Origin of the sequence: Enterococcus sp. AZ103, assembly GCF_051714685.1 — a bacterium.
Classification (GTDB): domain Bacteria; phylum Bacillota; class Bacilli; order Lactobacillales; family Enterococcaceae; genus Enterococcus_A; species Enterococcus_A alishanensis.
Genome location: NZ_JBIOSI010000001.1, coordinates 675,811 through 698,538, shown reverse-complemented (window position 1 = coordinate 698,538; position 22,728 = coordinate 675,811). Strand labels below are relative to the sequence as shown.

At 36.8% G+C, this 22,728-nt stretch carries 22 protein-coding genes; 9 read left to right on the top strand and 13 right to left on the bottom strand.

What is annotated here, in order from left to right; genetic code table 11:
* Nucleotides 1–255: 255 nt before the first annotated feature.
* On the bottom strand, nt 256–1,953 hold the full coding sequence (locus ID741_RS03535; RefSeq protein WP_218327101.1) for an adhesive domain-containing protein: 1,698 nt from the start codon (nt 1,951–1,953) through the stop codon (nt 256–258).
* A gap of 535 nt (nt 1,954–2,488) precedes the next feature.
* Here ID741_RS03535 and ID741_RS03530 point away from each other — a divergent pair.
* Entirely contained in the window at nt 2,489–3,133 is a 645-nt protein-coding gene (locus tag ID741_RS03530) for a winged helix-turn-helix domain-containing protein (RefSeq protein ID WP_438719068.1), read from the top strand.
* Nucleotides 3,134–3,205: 72 nt separating this feature from the next.
* On the opposite strand, the gene ID741_RS03525 is transcribed toward ID741_RS03530, so the two are convergent.
* The 3 genes from ID741_RS03525 to ID741_RS03515 are packed head-to-tail and all read right to left on the bottom strand — an operon-like array spanning nt 3,206 to nt 5,667.
* Nucleotides 3,206–5,146 carry an NAD(P)/FAD-dependent oxidoreductase gene (locus ID741_RS03525; protein WP_218327099.1) on the bottom strand — a complete coding sequence of 647 codons (1,941 nt, stop codon included), beginning with the start codon at nt 5,144–5,146 and terminating at the stop codon, nt 3,206–3,208.
* 18 nt (nt 5,147–5,164) lie between these two features.
* Nucleotides 5,165–5,407 (bottom strand): hypothetical protein, encoded by a 243-nt coding sequence (locus ID741_RS03520; RefSeq protein WP_438719067.1) that lies wholly within the window; start codon nt 5,405–5,407, stop codon nt 5,165–5,167.
* Nucleotides 5,380–5,667, bottom strand: a complete 288-nt coding sequence (locus tag ID741_RS03515) for a DUF3237 family protein (protein WP_438719066.1) — start codon at nt 5,665–5,667, stop codon at nt 5,380–5,382. The genes ID741_RS03520 and ID741_RS03515 overlap by 28 nt, the downstream gene beginning before the upstream one ends.
* Nucleotides 5,668–5,820: 153 nt before the next feature.
* Here ID741_RS03515 and ID741_RS03510 point away from each other — a divergent pair, with 153 nt between their 5' ends.
* Nucleotides 5,821–7,071, top strand: coding sequence for a PucR family transcriptional regulator (locus ID741_RS03510; RefSeq protein WP_438719065.1), 1,251 nt, complete (start codon nt 5,821–5,823; stop codon nt 7,069–7,071).
* Between the two features lie 11 nt (nt 7,072–7,082).
* Nucleotides 7,083–7,274, top strand: a complete 192-nt coding sequence (locus ID741_RS03505; protein WP_438719064.1) for a hypothetical protein — start codon at nt 7,083–7,085, stop codon at nt 7,272–7,274.
* 458 nt (nt 7,275–7,732) lie between these two features.
* Here ID741_RS03505 and ID741_RS03500 read toward each other — a convergent pair whose 3' ends face one another.
* From ID741_RS03500 to ID741_RS03460, 9 genes are all read right to left on the bottom strand, one after another.
* Entirely contained in the window at nt 7,733–9,412 is a 1,680-nt protein-coding gene (locus ID741_RS03500) for an allophanate hydrolase (RefSeq protein ID WP_438719063.1), read from the bottom strand.
* 1 nt (nt 9,413) lies between these two features.
* Nucleotides 9,414–13,031, bottom strand: coding sequence for an urea carboxylase (uca, locus tag ID741_RS03495; RefSeq protein WP_438719062.1), 3,618 nt, complete (start codon nt 13,029–13,031; stop codon nt 9,414–9,416).
* Nucleotides 13,032–13,036: 5 nt separating this feature from the next.
* Nucleotides 13,037–13,756, bottom strand: a complete 720-nt coding sequence (locus ID741_RS03490; RefSeq protein WP_438719061.1) for an urea amidolyase associated protein UAAP1 — start codon at nt 13,754–13,756, stop codon at nt 13,037–13,039.
* Entirely contained in the window at nt 13,753–14,412 is a 660-nt protein-coding gene (locus ID741_RS03485) for an urea amidolyase associated protein UAAP2 (protein WP_438719060.1), read from the bottom strand. The genes ID741_RS03490 and ID741_RS03485 overlap by 4 nt, the downstream gene beginning before the upstream one ends.
* Before the next feature lie 62 nt (nt 14,413–14,474).
* Nucleotides 14,475–15,272, bottom strand: coding sequence for an ABC transporter ATP-binding protein (locus ID741_RS03480; RefSeq protein ID WP_438719059.1), 798 nt, complete (start codon nt 15,270–15,272; stop codon nt 14,475–14,477).
* A gap of 10 nt (nt 15,273–15,282) precedes the next feature.
* Nucleotides 15,283–16,092, bottom strand: a complete 810-nt coding sequence (locus ID741_RS03475) for an ABC transporter permease (RefSeq protein ID WP_438719058.1) — start codon at nt 16,090–16,092, stop codon at nt 15,283–15,285.
* A 13-nt stretch (nt 16,093–16,105) separates the two neighbouring features.
* Nucleotides 16,106–17,161 (bottom strand): ABC transporter substrate-binding protein, encoded by a 1,056-nt coding sequence (locus tag ID741_RS03470; protein WP_438719057.1) that lies wholly within the window; start codon nt 17,159–17,161, stop codon nt 16,106–16,108.
* An 18-nt stretch (nt 17,162–17,179) separates the two neighbouring features.
* Entirely contained in the window at nt 17,180–17,533 is a 354-nt protein-coding gene (locus tag ID741_RS03465; protein ID WP_438719056.1) for a P-II family nitrogen regulator, read from the bottom strand.
* 37 nt (nt 17,534–17,570) lie between these two features.
* On the bottom strand, nt 17,571–17,897 hold the full coding sequence (locus ID741_RS03460; protein ID WP_438719055.1) for a P-II family nitrogen regulator: 327 nt from the start codon (nt 17,895–17,897) through the stop codon (nt 17,571–17,573).
* Between the two features lie 399 nt (nt 17,898–18,296).
* Between ID741_RS03460 and ID741_RS03455 the strand changes: the two genes are divergently transcribed.
* From ID741_RS03455 to ID741_RS03430, 6 genes are all read left to right on the top strand, one after another.
* Nucleotides 18,297–18,437 carry a hypothetical protein gene (locus tag ID741_RS03455; RefSeq protein ID WP_438719054.1) on the top strand — a complete coding sequence of 47 codons (141 nt, stop codon included), beginning with the start codon at nt 18,297–18,299 and terminating at the stop codon, nt 18,435–18,437.
* Between the two features lie 98 nt (nt 18,438–18,535).
* Nucleotides 18,536–19,543, top strand: coding sequence for an acyltransferase family protein (locus tag ID741_RS03450; RefSeq protein ID WP_218327095.1), 1,008 nt, complete (start codon nt 18,536–18,538; stop codon nt 19,541–19,543).
* Nucleotides 19,544–19,795, top strand: a complete 252-nt coding sequence (locus ID741_RS03445; protein ID WP_438719052.1) for a TfoX/Sxy family DNA transformation protein — start codon at nt 19,544–19,546, stop codon at nt 19,793–19,795.
* Between the two features lie 192 nt (nt 19,796–19,987).
* On the top strand, nt 19,988–21,946 hold the full coding sequence (locus tag ID741_RS03440) for a BglG family transcription antiterminator (protein WP_438719050.1): 1,959 nt from the start codon (nt 19,988–19,990) through the stop codon (nt 21,944–21,946).
* The gene (locus ID741_RS03435) at nt 21,939–22,388 is read left to right on the top strand and encodes a PTS sugar transporter subunit IIA (protein WP_218327092.1); all 450 of its coding nucleotides are present in this window, start codon (nt 21,939–21,941) and stop codon (nt 22,386–22,388) included. The genes ID741_RS03440 and ID741_RS03435 overlap by 8 nt, the downstream gene beginning before the upstream one ends.
* Nucleotides 22,389–22,400: 12 nt before the next feature.
* Nucleotides 22,401–22,718 (top strand): PTS fructose transporter subunit IIB, encoded by a 318-nt coding sequence (locus tag ID741_RS03430; protein WP_218327091.1) that lies wholly within the window; start codon nt 22,401–22,403, stop codon nt 22,716–22,718.
* The last annotated feature ends 10 nt before the right edge of the window (nt 22,719–22,728 follow it).

Below are 22,728 nucleotides of genomic sequence, written 5' to 3'. Positions count from 1 at the left end.
TTTACCATCAATGCTAAATGACGTGATTGAACGTTTATCAATCTTTGTTCATATATTTTTATATTTAATTAATTAATATTTTTATTACATGATGTATTTTTTCGTCTAATTATTATGTTGCAGGAAGATAGGAATGAAATAGTAGAAGAGAAAATGATTAAAACAATAAAATTAAAGGACAAAAAAACACTTCAACAAAGAGCGTTGAAGTGTTTTTTAGAATTCTAATGAATACAAAGGTTGTTAAAGCGTTTATTATTCTGCGATACCGTAGAAACCAACAGCTTCATCAGCCCAGCCTTCACGGACAAGACCATTCTTTTCAGATTCAGATTTTGTATAATGGTGAGAACCTGGTCCGGTAGCATTTGGATTGAATACACGGTAGATAGAGTATTTAGCATCTTTTTCTGTACTAGAGTAGAAGCCGATTCCTTCATCGTTCCAACCTGCAGCAACAACTCCTGCAAATTCAGTAGCGTCTTTCGTATAGAAATGTTCGCCAGAGTTAGGGTTGTAAGCACGGTAAACTGTATCACCTTGAGAAGGAGATACCCAAGCAATGCCTTCATCGTTCCATCCAGCAGCGATTACGCCATCAAACTCGCCTTTATCTATGGTGTATAAATGTTCACCAGAGTTAGGGTTGTAAGCACGGTATAATGGTACTTTAGTAATTTTAGTACCAGGCATTGTTGCTGTAGCAGCATCGCTGATGTTACCAGCTTTATCTGTTGCTTTTACTGTTAATACACTACCTGCATCAACTTTTAAGTCTTTGAATGAAACGCGACCAGTTGTTTTACCGTCAACAGTTCCAGGAACAGCGCTTGAAGTTGCAACAGTTTTATTATCTTTATCAGTAACTGTAACGATTGAACCAGATTCAGCAGTTACGTCAAATGAATAGCCAGCTTTTTCAGTACCAGTAACAGTGCCAACGATTGGTGCATTTGGAGCAACAATATCAGCGAAAGTAATTGGCACAGTGTTATTGCCTTGTTTTTCAAAGATATCAAATGAAATAATTTCTGGTTCGTCAACAGCACCAGTGAAATCAACAGTTAAACCATTAGGAGCGTTTGTTTTAAACCAATTTTCATCAGTATTCATTGCAACTGGGAAAGTTACGCTTGATGATTTCAAGACTGCTGCATCACCAATCAATTTAACGAAATCAGCAACTGCGTTAGCACCAGTAGGTAATAAACCTAACACACCATTTGCAAGTTTCTTAATTGGTTCAAAGATAGTGTTAATAATAATTGTCATAATTGGGAAACTAGGATTGTTCACTTGGAATGCATTAATTGCATTTTGTAATGCAGTAACAAGATCATTGATTTTGTTTGCAATAAAGCGAACTGTTGCATCATCAAATTGTGCAGATAATACTCTGCCATCTTGAGAAACACCAATAGCTGATGATGTTGCAGCAACATCAAGGTTACGTAATTGACCAATTGCGTCCATTGCATTGTAAACTTCTTCAGCATTTACACTCCAACCAAGAATACTTTGATCGTCAATTAATTGCATAAGGGCTCTTAATTTTTCATCAGTTGTATTCAAGAATTGGTCGATTAACGGGATATTTTCAGACAAATCCAGCCCCATTTGTACTGTAACTCCTGCATCACCTGTTGCACTTACTAAACCTGCTAATTGAGAAGGAACTTGAATTTTTGCTGTTTTGTTCCCTTTCAAAATTAATTGGAACTCTGCTAATGATGAGTTTTGCACTGTGAAGTTACCAGTGTGTGAACCAAAACTAGCAATGGTTGGGAAATCAGTTGAGAAATCTGTTTTCTCGTTAATGTTCCCATTAATTACTGCTGCCTCTGCCATAATTGTATGGGTACTCAAGACAGGCACGGCAGTAGCAACGCCGAAAGTTAAACTGGCAACCGCCACTACACCTAACTTAAACGCCTTTTTTTCTTTGATATTCATTCTATACCTCCGTAATCTTTAATGTGCAAGCTGCTATTCGTTAACTTAGTTTAAGCAAAATACAGCCAATAAGATAACTCAATATAACCTTTAAAGATATATTAAATTAATCTTTGCAAATATATGTTAACATTAAGGAGTTTTTTTGTCTATATTTTTTATGAAAAAAGAAAAAAAACTAGAAATGTATGAATTATGAATATATTAAACAGTGTAAAAAAATAATTTTTAGTAGATAACTATACGAATTTGAAAGAATAGAGTTATAAAAATTATAAATACATAATTTGTGATATTAATATGTAAAGAGAACTGTCTGGAGGGTTTATTGAGAAACCATAATTATTCACTAAATTAAAGAGGAATAAATTATTATTAATGCTTCTTTATCAAATCGAAATTATCTTATCTTGAAAAAATATCAAAAAAAGGAAACTAACTAATATATTTTTTTCGATAATATTTATTGAAATTTGTTAATAAATATGATTAATATATATTATGATAATACATTTATAAAATAGGAGAGAAAATGATGGCTAATATTTTGATTTTAAGTAAAAATTTTGAGACTGAGAGACCGATGGAGCAAGCATTACAATTGTTGGGGCATGAGGTTTTTTGTTCTGTTTCATTAACATTGAACAATTATGAAAAGTTTCTAGAACAATCAGGTAGTGATTTTTTAAAATATTTTCCAATAGTTATTTTTAGTGAAACTTTATCAGATGATGAAGTGGCTTATGCGATTCAAAAAACAGCTTTCCAACGTAAGTATTTTATGCGTAAATCCGACCAAATGATTAAGCAACAAATTCATGGTAGAGAAATTTTAAATATTCAAACTAACTTTACATTGGAAGGACTCCGACTATTGTTAGAAGAAGTTGTTAAATCAAAAGAAATGAGTAGTGAAGTGAGCACTGATATTATTTCCGACTTGAATTTAAGCAAAACGGAAAGAAAAACACTAGACTATTTAATCGAAAATGAAGGAGTAGTAGTAGAAAGAAAATTACTATGTACAATCTTGTGGAATGAAGTCAGTGCTTCTCGTTTGTCCGAATTATCAAATATTACAACTCGAATTAAATATAAATTAAAAAATAAGTTTGGTGAGAATATACACTTGCAAACTGTATGGGGAAAAGGTTATTTATGGAAGAATTCTGATGATTAATTATGTTATTTATATAAAATGACGAAGAAAAAAAGCAACTAGTATCGAAAAGGTACTAATTGCTTTTTTTAATTAGACAGCACTACCGGCGTAGAAGCCTGCACGAATCGCATCACCGATTTTTCCGATTTTTTGACTGTCACCAACCACGCGAGTTTTCGTGTGGTATTTTTCTTTGATACCATTAACGGTATTTAACAAAGGTCTCATCCCGAAAGCATTTAAGACGGTGTCGGCATAAATTTTTTCAGTTGAGCCATCTGCTTTTTCAACAATGACACCATCTTCTTCAATTGATTGAACGACAGTTTTTGTTAGCATGGTAACATTGTTAGCATTTAAAGCGTTCAGCAATGAAATGCGGTTGATAAACATCGCATCTTGAGCGACTTCATCTTTCATTTCGATGATGGTAACATTTTTACCCATTTCATTTGCCATTTCCAATGCGCCGTCACAACCAGTTGAACCACCACCACAAACGATAATATTATCACCTTTGATTAATGATTCGTCACGATGAGCCGCAACCATAGTTTCAACGATGGGTAAATCAATTCCAGGAATGTTTGGCACGATTGGTTCGGCACCACAACCAACAAAAATTTGATCGCATTCAGCTAAAATAGCATCGTCTGATGAAACAAAAGTATTTAATTGCACATCGACGCCTAATTTAGTTAATTGTGTTTCATACCAATCACTTAATAATTGGATATTATTTTTAAATTTCGCAGTAGCAACATCCCGCATAATACCCCCAAGGCGATGACTTGCTTCATATAAAGTCACTTTATGACCACGAGTGGCAGCCACACGAGCTGCTTCCATACCAGAAGCCCCGCCACCGATAACCACGATATTTTTGACTTCATTGGCTTGTTCTAGTTTGAAACGTCTTTCTTCCATCGCTTGAATATTCACAGAACAACTTAATTTCGTATGGTTGTTCCAAATTCTTCCGATGCAATTTTCGTTACAACGAATACACGGTCGAACATCTTCTCTATGTCCAGCTAATAATTTATTAGGTAAATCTGGATCAGCAATCAAGCCACGACCAATCATAGCAAAATCAATATTTCCTGATTCAATGATTTCAACTGCTGATTCAGGATTATGAGTACCGGCATTTAATAGTGGAACATTAACGGCTTGGCGTGCTGCTTCGTTAACATAAGACATACAAGATTCCCCTAGATAAGATGGTGGGAAAATATAATCTAGTGTTTCATAGCAACCAGCATCAATATCAAACGCATCAACGCCTTCTTCTTCTAAAAGTTGAATCAATGGAATTGAATCTTCCAACGTCCGGCCACCTTCAAAACGATGGTCTAGTGAAATACGGAATAAAATCGGTAGTTGATTACCCACAGCTTTGCGAATCGCTTGCACAATTTCTCTTGGGAAACGGGCAAAGTTTTCTGGTGAACCACCATATTCATCCGTTCGTTTGTTCCAAACAGGTGACATGAATTGATCAACTAAATAACCAGCATGGGCATGAATTTCAATCGCATCAAAACCAGCATCTTTTGCTAAACCAGCCGCAAAAGTAAAACCGTCCATCACATCTTGAATATCCTGTTTTGTCATCGCGCGACAAGGAACATTCGGGTCAAAAGCAGAGGGAATTGCTGAAGCGGACATTGGCGGGCGACCTAAAGTATCAGGAAAGGCATTCCGTCCAGTTCCACAAGTAATTTGACAGACCACTTTGGTTCCATAGCGATGAACTGAATCAACTAAAGATGTTAAAGCCGGTAACACGCTAAAAGAATCCAGCGTTCCTTCCATTGAACCTTGGGCAATTTCTTCATTCAAAGGCTGGCAACCTAAAATAATCATGCCGGCGCCACCTTTTGCTCTTTCTACAAAGTAATCAATTTCTTGTTCATCTTTTCGTCCGTTAATAAATGCGGAGTTGGTTCCCATCGGTGACATGACAATGCGATTTTTAACTTCCATATTTCCAATTTTAAATGGGGTAAATAATGCATCATAGTTCATTTTTTTCATCCTTTCAAACTAATTTTCAGCAAATGGTGTTGCATAGTAACGGTAAACATCATATTGAATCACAATCGGGTCATTCGTGAAATCTACCCGACCGATGCCAAAACAAGCATAATGATTACACCAATCATAGCGTTCATCATCAGTATCTAAAACCGGCATCGGTTGTGTGCCCATCACAGCAGGGAATTTTCCGTTAGCATAATCTGCCGCTGCTTCTTCTGACCCTAAATCAATCCGTCCTTTGTAAAACATGTTTTGGCACCATCACCTGTTTCAATCATGGTGCGACAGTCTACATCAACAATGCCATTGGGATAAACGGTTGACCAATCTGCACCGACTGGTAAAATTTTCCCTTGGATTTTCGGTCCCCAAACTTTTCCACCAGCGATTGTTCCAGTGACACGAGTACCGCCTGTTGGCAATTTTTGGATAAACATGTCTGCATTTACATCAATTGAGTAAGTGAATAAATGCTCAATCTTAAATTTTTTTAATTCAAAGTTTTCCATAAGTGTCGACTCCTTTTATTTAATCATTGTGAAAATGATAACATGCAGACGGACTAAAACCATCGGCAAAATAAATGATTTTTCCGGTACTTTATCGTCAAAAATGCCAATAGATGATAAAATTAATTAAATAAAATTTCAGGAGAGAGCAAGATGGCGCGATACAGTGAAAAAAGTTTAACGCAGTATACCAATCAAATGATTGAAAATATTGCCAAAGGTTCGACAATTGAAGAATTGATTGATTATACGTATCAAACTTTTCGCCTGCCGTTGATTGTTGCAGATCCAGGCTATCGTTGGATTACTTCGGCAGGAGACCAAAAAGTCACAGATCCTTTTTGGCAACAAATTATTGAGCATGGAGAACCTACCGACCACACTATTATGGCTTATTATATTGAAGATGGTTTGATGCAAGCGATTACTGGTTCGCGACAGGCAATAAATATTAATTGGGGTGTTTGTAAAGACTATCCGCAAACTAGCGGACCAATTTATATTGATGACAACTTAGAAGGTTTTGTTAGTGTGTTGTTTATGGAAGAAAAATTGCTAAGATTTTCTTTGCGATTGAATGATTTATTGTGTCGGTTTTGTACGATTTTGATGCGTTCTAAAAACTTTCGTCTAAAACATGCTATCAATCCTGTGAAAGAATTATTGGCGCAAAAATTTTTTGATACAGCCAATTATCCGCAAATTAACAAACTAACAGAATATGTCGATACGTTACGCTTAACACCGCAATATTGTATTGTAGTTTTAGCAGAAAAAAATCAGGAAGAACAGATTCTGTCTCATATTAAAAGCAGGATTGTCAAAGACGGTAGCAATGTTTTATTTTTAGTGAAAAAACATCGTTTATATATACTTTTTCACCATTTGCAACTAGTAGAATTTGAAGAAAATTTATTGAGCATTGTCCACCAGTACAATCTTTATTGCGGGGCCAGTGATGTTTTCACAGGTTTGAATCAACGGAGAAAATATATTCAACAAGCAGAATTGGCTTTTGAGACAGCAGCAATTTTAAACAGGAATCGAGAATGTACTTATTTTTCAAAATCATTGCCAGAAATTTTATTGTTACAGCCTTTGGAGAAATATTCTTGGGAAAGTATCGTTCCCACTTCGTTAAGGAAGCTTTTTTCTTATGATCATGCCCATGAAACAGAATTAGTTAAAACACTAGAAATTTATTTATACCAGCGAAATGATATTAATCAAACTGCTAAAGAGCTACATATTCATCGTAATACATTAATTTATCGTTTAAATAAAATTCGTGACATTACTGATTTGGAAATTGACGAGCCGGAAGTGGCCTGGATTTTGCAATTGGTGCTGAAAGTGCGAGGAATGATGGGAATCAGAGAGAAACATTTATTTGAAGGCAAATAAAGAGCAGGTTGTTGGGCTGGGCATTGATTGGCGCCTATGTGGCGGAAGTAACCGATTTTTGTTTAGCAGCAAAATTACTAAGTCTTGATTTAATCGACCCTAGCCCATTGATTGAAATAAAATTTTTACAAAAAGATATTCAAGCGGCATTTGAATACGCTTCGAGAGAAGGTATGTATCGCGTATCGTTGTTGATGGATTAAAATCGATTTTATAACGGACAAAAAAGACGATGTTGGTCGTCTTTTTTGTTTGTTCATTTAAATCTTGATTTAGAAGTTTACTCGTCAAAAATGAAATGATGATTGTGATCGTCTCTAGCACAAATAAATTTTTCAGCGATAGTAGTAGTTTCTTCAAATTTTTTTACATCAATAATTAATGCATCTAAACCATAGTCTGCTTTAAAAGAGTTGATTTTTCGAAAAAAATACTGTTAGATGCTGTTGATAGATAAAAGCTTCCGATAACTTCAGTAGTGTATTTTCGAAATGATTCACTCGTTAGAGTTTAGAAGCTTGAATAGCTTCAACTTTTCTAAGTAGCATGATTCTAATTGCTAAATTGGCGTTTGATTGTGAACAATTGCCCACCTGAATACTTGGCTATATCTTTTATTGTCATATTTTTTCTTTCATAGACTGCAAACTTCTTCATTTATTTAAATCCTTTTTTGATAATTTCGCCAAGATTTATATTCAGTGATATCTAAAAAATCAGTTTGTTCTAAATTTTGACAAACGAAGCCTAATTTTTCATTGCCATTTTCTAAAACCACTTTACCGATTCCTAATGGATAAGCGATTGTTTCGATAAAACTACTTAGTGAATCTTGTGGCAAGCGCCAAATTTCTACAGTGATTTTCTCGCCGATACCTTGACTTTTCACTAAAGCGGGTTTACAAGGAACCGTGTCTAACTGAAAAAGTCGATAGTTTTCAGTCGTCGTTGTTTCATAAGCAAATTCACCACCTCGTATCCGCAAATCTTTTTCTAAAGGGAAACCGCGCATATGCAAACCACAGACAACCAGTTCAATATATTTTGACGCATTTTCGATTTGGGCTGCATATTTTTTTAGAGGTTCTTCATTTTCCGGTGTCGCAAAAAAAGTAATGCCAAACGGTAGCTGTCCTTCCGTGGGCATTGGCAAAGCAACCGCACTTAAATCCAATAAATTACAGTGGTTGGTGTAGAGTCCCATCAAACTATTGGTGGTGATAGGATCTTTAATGACTTCATCGATGTGCCAGGTTCCAGTGGAGGTAGGTAACAACCAAAAGCTATCTTTTAACTTTTTTTTGACTTGCTTAGCAATTTTCTGATTAAAGTGTAGCCCTTCAAATAAATCATTACTGCTATACTCAGATTCTTCTGCGATCCGTAAAATTTCAGCTAGCGGTTTGACGATAGCTTGGGGATTTTTTGAAGCAAATTCACCAATTGCAACGGTTCGTTCTGTGACAAAAGGGCCTTCATACAAAGATTTGGCAACTTTTTGAATTTCTGCCATAGGAAAAATTTCAGTGTTCTCTTGCTTTTTGAAAAAAGTAACCGTCTTATGCCAAGCTTGCTCGTATGTTTTGGCAAAGGGACCGAAAAATTCTAGCTTATCAGGAATTAAAATCTTTTTCGGTTTTGTTAGCGTCGGAATTTTTTTCTGTTGATTAATCTGGCGATCAACTAGATTAATATCAGCCATGTTATTAGCAAAAACCGACACGCAGTCAATTGATTCGCAGGCAGGAACTACACCTTCCGTACTATAATGTCCAACGCCAGCTTTGTAGCCGACGATATTATTTAAGGCAGCCGGGACGCGACCCGATCCAGCTGTATCAGTCCCTAAAGAAAAACAAACTTGACCCAACGCAACACTGACTGCTGAACCAGAACTGGAACCACCACTGATTAATTCTGGGTTCAAAGAATTTTTGGTGGCCCCATGAGGTGAGCGGGTGCCGACTAATCCGGTGGCAAATTGGTCGAGATTGGTTTTGCCGATGGGAATCGCACCGGCTTCAATTAATTGCGCTACCACCGTCGCTGATTTTTCGGGAATATAAGAAAATTCGGGACAAGCTGCTGTGGTAGGAATATTTTTTAGATCGATATTATCTTTGATGGCAAAAGGAATTCCCCACAATGGTTTTTCTATCAGTGAAAATTGTTTAAGTTTTTCTACGTAGTCCATAATTTCTTTTTTGCTTAACAAATGAATCCAGATATTATAATCTCTGTAGGTTTCGGCCTTTAACAAAATCTGATCGACAATCTCTTCGACGCTGAATAAATTAGTCTGATAGCCTCTATGCAGCTGCTGAATTGTTAATTTTTTCATGCTATACCCCCTCGATAAATGCCAATGATGTTCCTGACTGTAAAATATCTCCTTGCTTGATTAAAATTTCGGAAATTTTCCCATCACAAGGTGCTGCATATGCGACTTCTGTTTTCATACTTTCAGTAATAACGATTGGTTCGCCACTTTTTACGTAGTCACCTTTATCCACCAAAATTTTCCAGACACTGCCGGGAATTGATGATTTTAAGACTTGATTGTTTTCTGGGATTGCTAATTCTAGCTGGTTGGTTTCTTCGTGTTGTTCCGGTACAAATTCCAACAAGCTTTTTTCTCGCCAATCTTCTCGTTCTGCTTCAAAAGCGGTTTGTTGTCGCTGTTTGACGGTTTGTATTTCTTCGGCATGTTGATCTAATTGCGCCAAATAATCCTTGATGGAAAATTCTGTTTCTTCGATTTCGATTTGGTAGTTGCCGTTAATAAAGTCTTTACGATACTGCAACAATTCTTCTGGTGAGACTAAGAAAAATTGCAATTGATCGAAATAATCTAACAACCACGGTTTTTCTTTACTGAAATAATCCGTCTCTTTTTGTAAATTCCACATTTGAATCGTGCGACCAAATAATTGATAACCGCCGGGACCTTCCATACCGTAAACACATAGATAAGCGCCGCCGATTCCCACCGCATTTTCAGGTGTCCAAGTACGGGCCGGATTATATTTAGTGGTCACTAGACGATGAATCGGATTTAATGGCACAGCAACCGGAGCACCTAAGTAGACATCCCCTAGACCTAACACCATATATTTCGCTGATAAAATTGTATCTTGGACTGACATTTTATTTTTTAAACCGTTGATGCGGCGAATAAATTCGATATTATCCGGACACCACGGCGCATCTGCGCGGACATTTCCTTGGTAACGTTCCATCGCTTTGACTGCTTGAGGATCATTCCACGACAGCGGTAATTTAACAACTCGTGACGGAAAGACCGCATTTTCTAAATCAGGCAATTGTTGATCTAAGGCAATAATTTTTTCCATCACGGTAGCTAGATTAATTTTTTTGACATCGACGTGAACTTGCAGACTGCGAATTCCCGGCGTCAAATTAATCAATGGCAGGTTGATCTTTTTCAATTCACGATATAACGCGTGAATCCGCACCCGCAAAATAAAATCCAGTTCCATCTCGCCGTATTCCAATAATAAATATTGATCCCCCGATAGACGAATCGTCATTTCGATGCCGGCTAGATTTTTTTTCTGATAGAAAATCGGATATTCTGGTTTATGGATTAGTTCTGCAGTTTGATTTGGTTTTTGATTGCGGTATAACTTAGCGACACTGGCCGCCGTCAAAGGTTCAGCTAATAATTTTTCTTGTTGGGCATTTAACACGGTGGCAGTTGCTAAATCAACTAGATCAAATTGAACCGTGTCGCCAGGTTTTAATTGCCCAATTTTCCATAAATCACTAGTGATTGTGGTGGCTGGACAAACAAAACCGCCGAGGCTGGGTCCATCCGGTCCTAAAATAATCGGCATATCTCCAGTTAAATCAATCGTGCCAATCGCATAAGCATTGTCGTGAATATTTGATGGATGCAGACCTGCTTCGCCGCCATCTGTCCGACTCCATTTTGGCGTCGGTCCAACTAAACGGACACCGGTTCGCGAACTGTTGAAATGAACTTCCCATTTTGTTTCGCAAAAACTTTTTAGAAAATCTGCCGCTAAAAATTCCGTAGAAGAATGCGGTCCAGGTGTTACATACAAGCGCCAATTATTTTGTTGTGGCAAATTGAATGCTAAAGCTGGACTAGCAATTGATTCTTGAGTTGGCGGTAAAATATTTAAAATATCCCCCGTTTGTAAAGCACGTCCATTCTTGCCGCCAAAATTCCCTAAAGTAAAACAAGAGGCACTTCCTAAAACTTTGGCTGCTTCAAAACCATTTTTAATCGCAAAATAACTCCGCATGCCAAACTGCGCTTCACCAAAACTCAAAACTTGTCCGGCTTGAACCGAAATTTTTTGATACATCGGAATTTTTTTACCATCTAAAGTTGGTTGAAAATCAGCGCCGGTTAAAGTAAATTCAGTTGCGCCGCGGAATAACCAACGACCACCAGATAAAGTGAGTTCAATCACTGGAACCGTTTCGTCATTGCCTAAAATTTTATTGGCCAGTCGGCTGGAAAGTGCATCCATCGCACCTGACGGCGGCACCCCAACACCCCAGTAACCAATTCGCCCAGGATAATCTTGCAAAGTACTGCTTAATCCTGGTTCCAAAACTTCTAGTGCTGGCACTTCGAGACTTAATTTTTCTAAAGTCTTAGTGGTTGTCCGACCGGTTTTAATTATTTTTTCTTGTAAAACAGCTTGTAAGAAATTCAGATTTGTTTCTAAGCCATAAATTTTAGTTTCTGCTAAACTAGTTTGTAATTTTTTTAGTGCCAACTCACGATTCTCAGCCTTCACAATAATTTTGGCTAACATCGGATCATAAAAAGGACTAATCGTACTGTGGTCTTGAATGAAAGTTTCGATCCGCGCTTCCGGACTCCAAATGACTTCATCAATCTCTCCCATGCTAGGACGAAAATCATGATAAAAATCTTCTGCATAGACCCGTGCTTCAAAACTTGAACCCTTAGGACTTAAAGTTATTTGATCCAACTCAGCAAAACCATCGGCGGCTTCTTTCACCATCCACTCCACTAAGTCGATACCAAAAACTTCTTCAGTGATGCCGTGTTCCACTTGTAGACGCGTGTTCACTTCTAAAAAATAGAAGTTTTCAGTGGCGGTATCATACAAAAATTCCACCGTTCCAACACTACGATATTGAACAGAATCCGCTAATTTTTTTGCTGCTTGGTGTAGATTTTTCCGGACAGTTTCTGAAATACCAAAAGCCGGACATTCTTCAATGACTTTTTGATTCCGGCGTTGCAGCGAACAATCGCGTTCCCCAACTGTCACCAATTCACCGAAACGATTCCCAAAAATTTGAACTTCAATGTGGCGCGCATTCTCAATATATTTTTCAAGAAAGACACCGCCGTTACCAAAATTGGCTTGGGCTTGATTCACCACCGCATCGTAAGAATCTAACAGTTCAGCTTGATCGCGACAAATTTTCATCCCGATACCACCACCGCCTGCGGTACTTTTTAACATCAAAGGAAAACCAATTTGCTGGGCCTTTTTTTCGACGGTATTTTTATCGGTTAATAAATCAGTTCCTTCAATCATGGGAACATCTGCGGCTTTGGCATAATCACGGGCCAAATGTTTCATCCCAAATTCGCGGATATGTTGACTCTCTGGACCAATGAAGACAATATTATTGGCAGCGCATTGCTCCACAAAATCAACATTCTCACTTAAAAAACCATAGCCAGGAATAATCGCTTCCGCCTGACTTTTTTTGGCGATTTTTAATAATTGTTTGATATCTAAATAGGTTTCGCTAACCGTTTGCCCTTTCAACAAATAACTTTCATCAGCTAACTCCACGTGTAAACTTTTTTCATCGGCGGGGGCGTAGACGGCTACGGCTGTAACCCCCATTTTTTTTAATGTGCGGATAATTCGAACGGCAATCGTACCGCGGTTGGCAATCAAAACTTTTTTAAACATCGCTATCACCCTTTGATTTGTTTTTCAACTAAATTATTTTCAAATGCCCGTGTGTTTTCCCCACACTTAGTCACCACTGGATCAATTAAATCAGCTGGCTCCCCTTGATAAATCTCTAATAAAACTTCACCGGCTGGATATTCTTCGGTTAAATTTAACGGATGCGGCGTATTAGACAACAATAATAAAACATCCGCGTCAGCTCGCAAGATCACTTCTTTGTCTAAAGTATTTTGACTTTGATAAGTTAAATTCCCGGCATCATCCGCCACTACTTTAGAAAATAAATTCACCACTGAAGAAAGATCCCGTCTTTGTAATCCCCGACGGAAAAGTTCAATCGAAAAATTATCATAGCTGTTTCGCAGCCGTTGATTGCGATCCGTCTGATAGCTGGAAGGTCCATATTGTTTTTGAATACTGCGGTTTAAGGTGTGTCCACAAACCGTGTCATGCCAGCCAAAAGTATCTTTTATTAAACTCAACAACATCTTGCCATTGTCACTCATTAATAAATCGTTTGTACTTAAGAAAAAAGTATGTTGGGCTTTTAATGAATCTGGCATATTATATTTTTCTTCGAGATGCTGGGCTTGATACGCTCCCATAACAACATTACAAGTACTGTCTTTGGCAATCAGGCGAATGAATTTCCCTGCGCCGATATATTCTGACCATTTTTCTCCTGGTAATAATTCTTTGCGATACAATAATTGATTGCTCATTTATTTCCCTCCCAAATCAAAACTTCAATCGGTGTCGGATTATAATCGTTACACGGATTGTTTAACTGTGGACAATTACTGATTAAAACAATCACATCTTCCAAAGCTTCTAATTCGACATAAAAACCTGGACCTGACACGCCATCTTTAAAATCCAAATCACCATCTGGTGCCACTGGAACATTCATAAAGAAATTAATATTTGGCGCTAAATCATGTTTACTGAATGGATATGAGCTGACAAAGCGACTCATCTCCAACATAAAAGTATCGCGACAAGCGTGCATATAAACTTTTTCCCGTTGGTAACGAACTGTATTACTTTGACAAGAACAAGCGCCGCCAATCGTATCGTGTTGCCCACAAGTATCGGCGGTGATTTTTAACATTTCCCGTCCTGATTCACTCATTAAAATACTATCGGTGGTTAAATAAAGATTGGCTTGTTGCTGAATCGTCATACTAGCGCTGTAGTGATCAGCCGGATCATCGGTTAAAAAAAACAACGTATCGGCGGCTTGATTTCCCGCTTGATCAACGATTCGAATCGTGTCACCTTTTTTTATTTCCTGCATGAAGCCGTCACCAGCTAAAATTTCTTTTTTATAGTCGCAATTTTCTGATAATTTCTCACTTAACGTTGCTACAAAAGTCATAAGATTTGTCTCCTTCGTTTTAAGGATTGGATTTAAACTTGGCGCCGTCAATCAAACGACGGTTAGCCATGAATAATTTGATCGATTTCTTTTTTAACTGTGATAAATTCAGGGGCTTCTTTTAATTGTAGATTCCGCTGATAAGGTAAATAAACGGGAATTGTTTTTTTGATTTCACCTGGACCAGCACTCATCACCACTACTCGTTGACCTAAGAAAGCAGCTTCTTCAATATCATGGGTAATAAACAAAATCGTCGGCCGTTCAACTTCCCAGATTTCCCGCATCAACAACTGCATATTATTTTTGGTTTCAGGGTCCAACGCACCAAAAGGTTCATCCATCAATAAAATTTCTGGGCTATTGGCTAACGAGCGAGCAATCGCTACCCGTTGTTTCATTCCACCAGATAATTCTTTCGGCAAACTTTTTCGAAATTTTTCTAAACCGATGACTTGAATGTAACGATCGACAATTTCTTTGATTTCTTTTTTAGGTTTTTTACTAAGTTTCAACCCAAAGGCGATATTCTCTTCAACGGTTAGCCACGGAAAAAGTGAATAACCTTGAAAAACCATGCCGCGATCAGCACCTGGCCCCACCAATGATTGGTCGTTTAACACAATACTGCCGGAACTAATTTCTTCCAAGCCGCCTAACATCCGCAACAAAGTTGATTTGCCACAGCCGGAAGGACCGACTACACATAAAAACTCATTGTCTAAAATTTCTAAATCAATATCTTGTAAAGCCACCACTTGTTTCTTTTTGGCGCGATAAATTTTATTGACGCCTTCAAAAGAAATTTTGCTATTGGCCATCTTTGCTTCTAAACCAAATTCACCTGTGATTGCTGCCATGATTGTCCTCCTATTCTTCTACCCAACGGAATAGCACTTTATTTAATAAACCAAAGAGCCGATCCGTGATTAAACCTAAGACGCCAATCACTAAAATTCCCATGAAAATCGACGGTGTATCTAGAAAGCGTTGGGCTTTTAAAATGTTGTAGCCTAAACCTGAACTAGCTGCGACTAATTCCGCCACCACTAGATACGTCCAAGCCCAACCCATAATCATCCGCAAACTTTCCATTAACTTCGGTAACATCGCTGGCACGATGACTTTAAAAATCACGGTGCTAGATTTTGCCCCTAAAGTATAGGCTGCATTGATTAGATTTGACGGGACACTTTTGACATTATCAGCTACCATTGGAATCAATTGAAATAAAATCCCTAATAAAATCACGGCAACTTTTGCATTTTCACCGATTCCCACCCAAACCATAATCAAAGGAACAAAGGCGGGGACCGGTAAATATCTAAAAAATTCTGTTAAAGGTAAAACGAAGGCTTCCACTTTAGCAAAGGAGCCGACTAAAATTCCAATCGGCACCCCAATCACAATCGCTAATAAAAATCCTTGAATAATCCGCGAAAAACTAATCCACGTATCTGTCGCCAAACTACCATCTTGCAAACTAGTAATAAATACTTCTACTACCGCTGCAGGGGTTGGCAAAAATATCTGGCTGACTAAACCGCTAGTACTTAAAACTTGCCACAAAGCCAAGACCACGATAAAAGATGCGGCGGCTAATAAAGAATATTTTTGTTTTGAAATAGTTGTTCTTAATTTTATTTTTGTGCCAGTTCTGGCGGTTACTTTTATTTCCATAAGTTTCTCCTCACTATTCAGCTTGAGTATCTGGTACTGCTAAATCAGGATTTTCTTCGTAAAGAGCATCAATATAAGTTGAATCAAAAATACTAGTAGGATCACTTAATTCCTTTGAAACCATCTCTTGTTCTAATAAAAATTCAGCGGTCTTTTCAGCTGTGTAAGGCAAGTAAGTATAATCTTCTGCTTCATCATGGAAAGCTGAGTTGTTATCAGCTACTGAAAATAATCTAGCGCCAGCCATCGCCGCTGCCATTTCATCTGTACTGATGTCAGCCTGTTCTGCCATAAACCCTAATGCTTCATCAGGATTTTCAACATAATCTGCCATGCCATCAAAATAAGCATCGACAACTTTTTGAACATCATCAGAACGATTTTCCAACATATCGCCACTCATCATCAAAGTATCAGGAATTAATCCAGGTGTTTCAGAAGAATCAAATAATAAATTAGTGTCACCTTCAGATGCGGCATAACTTAATGAAGGTTCCCATAAACTTGCTGCTTCAACTTGTCCGGCAATTACCGCAGGGCCAGCAGTTTCTACCGTCATATTAGTTAAATTAATATCATTTTCATCCATGCCAACTGTTTCCAAAGCACTTAATAAGAAGAAATGTTCAATCGTACCAACTTCAGTCGCAACCGTTTGACCGCGTAAATCTTTTAACGATTCATATTTTGACTGAGCGACGATGCCATCAGCACCGGCCGAATTATCATTGACTAAAACAACTTTAAAATCGACATCGTTTAACGCTGGCGAGATCGTATCACTCAAAGCGGCACAGACACCGTCGATATTGCCACTGTTAAACGCCTGTAACGAATCACTGTAAGTATTAAACCAAACCAATTCGACATCGACACCATTTTTTTCAAATTGATTAAAACCTTCCACTGCATACCATGTGTACCAACCTGGAAAAGCACTGACACCAATTTGAATCGTATCGTCTGAACCTGAACTAGAAGAATCACTGCTACCTTCTGTATTATTGCTACAACCGGCTAAAAAACCTGCTAAACCAATTATCGTTAACCAACTCATTATTTTTTTCATAGACTCACTCCTCATTTTTTATGCTAACGCTTCGATGCCAGTTTCGTTTGTGCGAATACGAATCGCTTCTTCTAAAGGTGTTACAAAGATTTTCCCGTCACCTTTGTTACCTTTTTGATTCACTTTTAAAATCGTCGCAATTAAACGTTCCACATGTTTTTCTTCTACATAAAGTTCAATCATCCGTTTACTAACGAAAGGATAATCCACGATTTTTTTACTGTTGACGCTTTGATTAACTGCATAATTTTGCTGTTCCTTACCACGACCTAAGACCCGATGACTATTTAAAGCGAAAAAATTTTCAGCAATTAAAGCAGCTTTCGTAGCATAATATTGATTATCTCGAATAATAACTGTGACTAACTTCATTGAATTCCTCCTTAGTTTCCTTTATAAAAAACTTTCGTTATAAAATTTCTACGCCGCTACTAACGGTGATCGCTTTTTCCACCGGTACAACAAAAATTTTGCCATCTCCGAAAGAACCATCTGTACCTGAACGACAAACTTTTTGAATGACATCAATCACTGTTTTTTCATCCGTGTCTTCCACCACAATCACAATAGTTTCTTTGGGAATTTCATCATAGTAGACATCTCCCAGTTTTAAGCCCCGTTGTTTCCCTCGACCTAAAACGCTAAAACGGGTGGCTGAAACAAAACCCGCCTCCGCTAATTGATTTAAAACCTCATCTGCTTTTTCTGGACGTACAATCGCACGAATCATTTTCATATAATTTCTCATCCTTTCTGTTTAAAAAAAAGACTGATAGACCTCTCGCACTCAGAGGCCTACCAGTGCTAAGCAAATTCCATGTAAAACACTTACCCCGGCAGGTAACTGTTTCTGGATATTTTTTTCTATCATATAAATTTTCAAGCAAGTTTTCAATAGTTCATGTGATATTTTGTTACATGAACAAAAAGTTTTTCTAAAAAAAGAACATTTTATGTTACTTTTTATTACGTGGGATAAGTAGAAGATACTTTTTTTATTTTTTTTCTTTTAAAAAAAGGTCGTTTCACCAAAACAGGGGTCCACTTTGATTTAGATGTGTTGGATCCAGCAATTTTTAAATCATTGTATTTTACTGAGCCGGGTGTTAGTGAATTTCCTTCTGAGTCAGGAAAAATGAGTTTAAAAGAAGTTGGCGAGACGATGGCAGCCATCCAACAAGAAAGCGAGATTGTCGGGTTAACTATTGCAGAATATTTGCCATGGGATGCGGAGAACTTAAAAAAACTTTTACAAAGTTTTGACATTTTTTCGTAAATAATTATAAATAAGTCGCAACTATCTATAAATGTTAGTCGCGGCTTTTTTGCTCATGTATTATAATAAAATAGAAGACTATTGATTGGAGAAAGCGAATGAAAGAACGGGACAGTTATTTTGATAATGCAAAGTTTATGTTAATGGTACTAGTTGTCTTTGGGCATTTGATTCAACCGTTTATTGGAGACGACGGATTTGTTCACGACATGTACTATACAATGTTTACTTTTCATATGCCGGCTTTTATTTTGATCTCTGGTTTCTTTTCGAAAAATTATCGCCGCCCAGGTTATTTATGGAAAAGCTTTAAAACTTTTATTGTCACTTATTTGGTTTTTCAAATAATTTACTCGTTATATTACTGGCTCTTTGGCAATGCCGGTTCCTTTAATGTTAATTTCACCGTTCCTCACTGGTCATTGTGGTTTTTAGTCTCGATGTTCTTTTGGAATGCTTTATTATTTTTATTTGGTCGTTTAAAACCGCCGATTGGACTTAGTTTGAGCTTTTTAATCGCATTGATTGCTGGTTACTTGCCATTTATTAACCGCGAGTTAACTATGCAGCGGACATTGGTATTTTTTCCTTTCTTTTTATTAGGCTATTATCTTTCACCAAAAGCCTTTAAGAAGGTACAAAATAACTCAGCCAGGATAAAAGCTGCGATTGGGCTTGTCTTCGTTTTTTGCTTTATTTATGTTAATGAAAGTATCAATAAATATTGGCTCTTCGGTTCAAAACCTTATGAAGATTTTCTTTCTTTTCCAGAGTTAGGCGCGCTTGTTCGCGGAATAGTTTTACTGCTGGGAGTGATTGGCATTTTTAGTTTTCTAAGTTTTGTTCCAACGAAAAAAACATTTTTCACAGATTTAGGACGTCATACCTTTAATGTTTATTTATTACATGGTTTTATCGTTAGAATTTTTCGTTCTTTTGATTTTGGAGGGCTGCAAATTAATTTTATTGGCTTGTTGTTTATTTTAATTTTTAGTTTTGGCATTACCTTGTTGCTGGGAAGTCAGCCAGTTGCTGAAGGAATGGATTATATTCGTCAAGTGCCGCGAAATGTTTATCAGAGATATCAAAGGGGAAGAGGGAATTAAATGGAGTTGACAGCATTAAATAATATTGGGAAAGAAATGTCTCGTAAGTTGCAACATATCGGTGTTCAAACAGCCGAAGATCTACAACAGATGGGTAGTAAAGAAGCCTTTGTCCGACTGAAGATGGCCTTTCCAGAAGTTTGTTTAGTTCATTTATATACTTTGCAAGGTGTGATTGACGGGACCGACTACAATCAATTGTCAGAAGAGCTGAAAGCGGAATTGAAAGGTTTTAGTGATGGCTTGAAATAAATTTAACAATGCTAGCCAATCTATCAAGAGTGGAGCAATCCACTCTTTTTTTGTTATCAATTTTTCTTAAATTGGTTTGAGAGGTGTTCAGTAAGGTTCAATAATAATGTTGCATCATTCTGTCATATCCGATTTTAAAAAGAAATGCTAGGATACAAATATAGAGAAAACGCTTACTCCGGGAGGCTAATCATGCATGGATTAACACAACGCCAAAGTAAGTTTTTAAACTTATTATTAAAAAATGAATCATTTGTACCAATTAAAGATTATGCGGCGATTCTTGGTATTTCCGAACGAACCGCCCATAAAGATTTAAAGCAACTAGAAATTTTTGTCCTTTCAAAAAAGGCAGTAATTGAAAAAGTTCCCCGTAAAGGAATTTTTTTGACTAATAAAGACTATTTGGAAGAGGCAGTCAGCAATCAATCGGAATATCAAATCAATGAGTGGAATCATTCACCTTTTGAACGACAAATATTGATTGCTAAAGATTTATTGATTCACAGCGAAACTTTGTCTTACCAATTACTTTCAGAAAAATTTTTAGTTAGCAAGACGTCAATTGCCAATGATTTTTTACAAATTGAGCGGATGATTAAGAGTTCAGATGTGACTTTAGTTTCTGATAATTTAGGAACAAGGATTGTCGGTAAAGAATCTAATATTCAAAAAGCGATTAAAAACTTTGCCTATTCAATTATTGAACAAGCGGATCAAGCCAATGATTTTAGGCTAAAATTTCCTGAATTATGTTATCAATTTTTAGCAAGGGAAATGGTCGAAAAAATCACATTTTTATTACAACACAACCAAAATTTTAACATTGAGAAATTATCGGATAACTATTTTCAATCCTTGATTCTATCGACAAGTATCTTATTGATTCGCATAAAAAATGGTTTCCATTTGGAAAAACAAGACTATTTTTTGTTTGAAGATGTTGAATCTCTGAAAACATATCTGCTCACTAAAGAGCTGGTGGATCAACTGCAAAGCGAAACCGATTTTAAGATGACTGAAAATGACTTTGACTATTTGAATAAACAATTAATTGCTCACGGCTTTGAACCGAAGTTAAAAGATTTTATTTTGAAGGAACAGTATGATGCCTTAGTTAAAAAAATTATTGCCGATATGAGCATTTCAGTAAAAATTGATTTAACGAACGATCAGCAGTTATACAGTAATTTAATGTACCATCTGATTTCAATGATTTATCGTTTGAAGATGAATATTCCAGTTAAAAATCCACTTTTAGCTGAAATAAAATCAGAATATTCGGTCCTTTATAGCACAACTTGGCTAATTTTAACCAAAGTCGAAACTGAATTAGCTATTCAAATCCCAGAAGATGAAATTGCTTTTATCATGATTCATTTTCAAGGAGCGATTGATCGAGCGTCAAAAAACAAAAAAATCTTGATTGTTTGCCCAACAGGTATTGGGACTTCAGAATTGATTGCTAATCGAATGAGAAGAATTCTTTTTCCGCAAGATATATTAGAAGTTGTTTCCTTAAGAACTTTTTATCAACGAGACTTATCAAATGTTGATTTAGTTATCTCACCAGTCAAAATTAATCAAAGTAGTGTGCCGGTTGTCTATGTTTCGGCTTTGATGAGTAAAGAAGATTTAAAGAAAGTTTCTTCTATGTATTTAGATTTGTTTTATGATCAAATCGAACCGCAACCTGTGAAAAAATTTGCCTCATTAGGAAAAATAATCGATGCTCGTCTCATTTATTTAAATAAAAACTTCTCTTCAAAGGAAGAATGCATTGCGCGCATATCACAGGATTTATTGAAATTTGATCTGGTGACAGCTGATTTTGAAAAATCAATTTGGGAAAGGGAAAAGTTAGGTGTGACTGATTTGCCTACGGGAGCCGCAATTCCCCATCCACCACCAGAAGTAGTAAAAGAAAGTCGACTAGTTGTGATGACCTTAGAAAAATCAATTCGTTGGCATACCCGAATGATTAATACCATCTTGATGATCTGTATTGCTGAGGAAGATTTGAAATCAGTCAAAAGTATGTTGTCAGAACTATACAGTATCGTCGAATCTAAAAAAACGATTGAGCTGCTTTTCTTTAATAAAAGTAAAAAAGCAGTATTTATTGAATTAGGAGGAAAAATTTTTGATTGATGAAAGTTTAGTCGTGCTGGATTCGCCATTAGACAATAAGGCATCCATTATCGAGTTCTTATCTGAAAAAGCCAAGCGCTTGAATTACTTAGAAAATAAGGATAATTACCTAGAAGCTGTAAATCATCGGGAAGCTGAATTTTCGACAGCAGTTGGCTTCGACGTCAGTATTCCCCATGGAAAATCAGTTGAAGTTCGGACTCCATTTGTTTGTTTTATGCGAACAAAGGACCAAATCCAGTGGGATGAAGATGGTAATTCGGTTCGCTTGGTTTTCTTACTAGGTGTTCCAGAAGAACAAAAAAGCAAATTACATTTAAAAATTTTGGCTGAAATTAGTCGAAGATTAATGGATGAACAATTTCGAGCAGAATTAATCAATGGAGACAAGCAATCTATTTTGGCATTACTAAATAATATAGAAAATAACATTATCAAATAGGAGGAAAATAAAATGAAAATTGTAGGCGTATCAGCATGTCCAACAGGAGTTGCCCACACATATATGGCACAAGAGGCTTTAGAAAAAGAAGGTAAAAAAAGAGGGTATGATATCAAAATCGAAACTCAAGGAAGTATTGGGATTGAAAATGAAGTGAGTGAAGAAGAAGTAGAAGAAGCAGATGTTATCATCTTGGCAGTTTCCGTGTTTATTGAAAATGAAGAACGTTTTGAAGACCGCTTAGTTTTAAATGCCGATGTCAATGAAGCCATTTCTCATCCAGAAAAAGTATTAGATGCAGCTGAAGCGTTAGTCAATAATCAAGCATAGACTGGAGTTA

What these genes read in the sequence shown, in the direction of transcription:
- ID741_RS03535 (WP_218327101.1), bottom strand. Translation starts at nt 1,953, where the DNA reads ATGAATATCAAAGAAAAAAAGGCGTTTAAGTTAGGTGTAGTGGCGGTT.
- ID741_RS03530 (WP_438719068.1), top strand. Translation starts at nt 2,489, where the DNA reads ATGGCTAATATTTTGATTTTAAGTAAAAATTTTGAGACTGAGAGACCG.
- ID741_RS03525 (WP_218327099.1), bottom strand. Translation starts at nt 5,146, where the DNA reads ATGAACTATGATGCATTATTTACCCCATTTAAAATTGGAAATATGGAA.
- ID741_RS03520 (WP_438719067.1), bottom strand. Translation starts at nt 5,407, where the DNA reads ATGTTTTACAAAGGACGGATTGATTTAGGGTCAGAAGAAGCAGCGGCA.
- ID741_RS03515 (WP_438719066.1), bottom strand. Translation starts at nt 5,667, where the DNA reads ATGGAAAACTTTGAATTAAAAAAATTTAAGATTGAGCATTTATTCACT.
- ID741_RS03510 (WP_438719065.1), top strand. Translation starts at nt 5,821, where the DNA reads ATGGCGCGATACAGTGAAAAAAGTTTAACGCAGTATACCAATCAAATG.
- ID741_RS03500 (WP_438719063.1), bottom strand. Translation starts at nt 9,412, where the DNA reads ATGAAAAAATTAACAATTCAGCAGCTGCATAGAGGCTATCAGACTAAT.
- uca (WP_438719062.1), bottom strand. Translation starts at nt 13,031, where the DNA reads ATGTTTAAAAAAGTTTTGATTGCCAACCGCGGTACGATTGCCGTTCGA.
- ID741_RS03490 (WP_438719061.1), bottom strand. Translation starts at nt 13,756, where the DNA reads ATGAGCAATCAATTATTGTATCGCAAAGAATTATTACCAGGAGAAAAA.
- ID741_RS03485 (WP_438719060.1), bottom strand. Translation starts at nt 14,412, where the DNA reads ATGACTTTTGTAGCAACGTTAAGTGAGAAATTATCAGAAAATTGCGAC.
- ID741_RS03480 (WP_438719059.1), bottom strand. Translation starts at nt 15,272, where the DNA reads ATGGCAGCAATCACAGGTGAATTTGGTTTAGAAGCAAAGATGGCCAAT.
- ID741_RS03475 (WP_438719058.1), bottom strand. Translation starts at nt 16,092, where the DNA reads ATGGAAATAAAAGTAACCGCCAGAACTGGCACAAAAATAAAATTAAGA.
- ID741_RS03470 (WP_438719057.1), bottom strand. Translation starts at nt 17,161, where the DNA reads ATGAAAAAAATAATGAGTTGGTTAACGATAATTGGTTTAGCAGGTTTT.
- ID741_RS03465 (WP_438719056.1), bottom strand. Translation starts at nt 17,533, where the DNA reads ATGAAGTTAGTCACAGTTATTATTCGAGATAATCAATATTATGCTACG.
- ID741_RS03460 (WP_438719055.1), bottom strand. Translation starts at nt 17,897, where the DNA reads ATGAAAATGATTCGTGCGATTGTACGTCCAGAAAAAGCAGATGAGGTT.
- ID741_RS03455 (WP_438719054.1), top strand. Translation starts at nt 18,297, where the DNA reads ATGAGTTTAAAAGAAGTTGGCGAGACGATGGCAGCCATCCAACAAGAA.
- ID741_RS03450 (WP_218327095.1), top strand. Translation starts at nt 18,536, where the DNA reads ATGAAAGAACGGGACAGTTATTTTGATAATGCAAAGTTTATGTTAATG.
- ID741_RS03445 (WP_438719052.1), top strand. Translation starts at nt 19,544, where the DNA reads ATGGAGTTGACAGCATTAAATAATATTGGGAAAGAAATGTCTCGTAAG.
- ID741_RS03440 (WP_438719050.1), top strand. Translation starts at nt 19,988, where the DNA reads ATGCATGGATTAACACAACGCCAAAGTAAGTTTTTAAACTTATTATTA.
- ID741_RS03430 (WP_218327091.1), top strand. Translation starts at nt 22,401, where the DNA reads ATGAAAATTGTAGGCGTATCAGCATGTCCAACAGGAGTTGCCCACACA.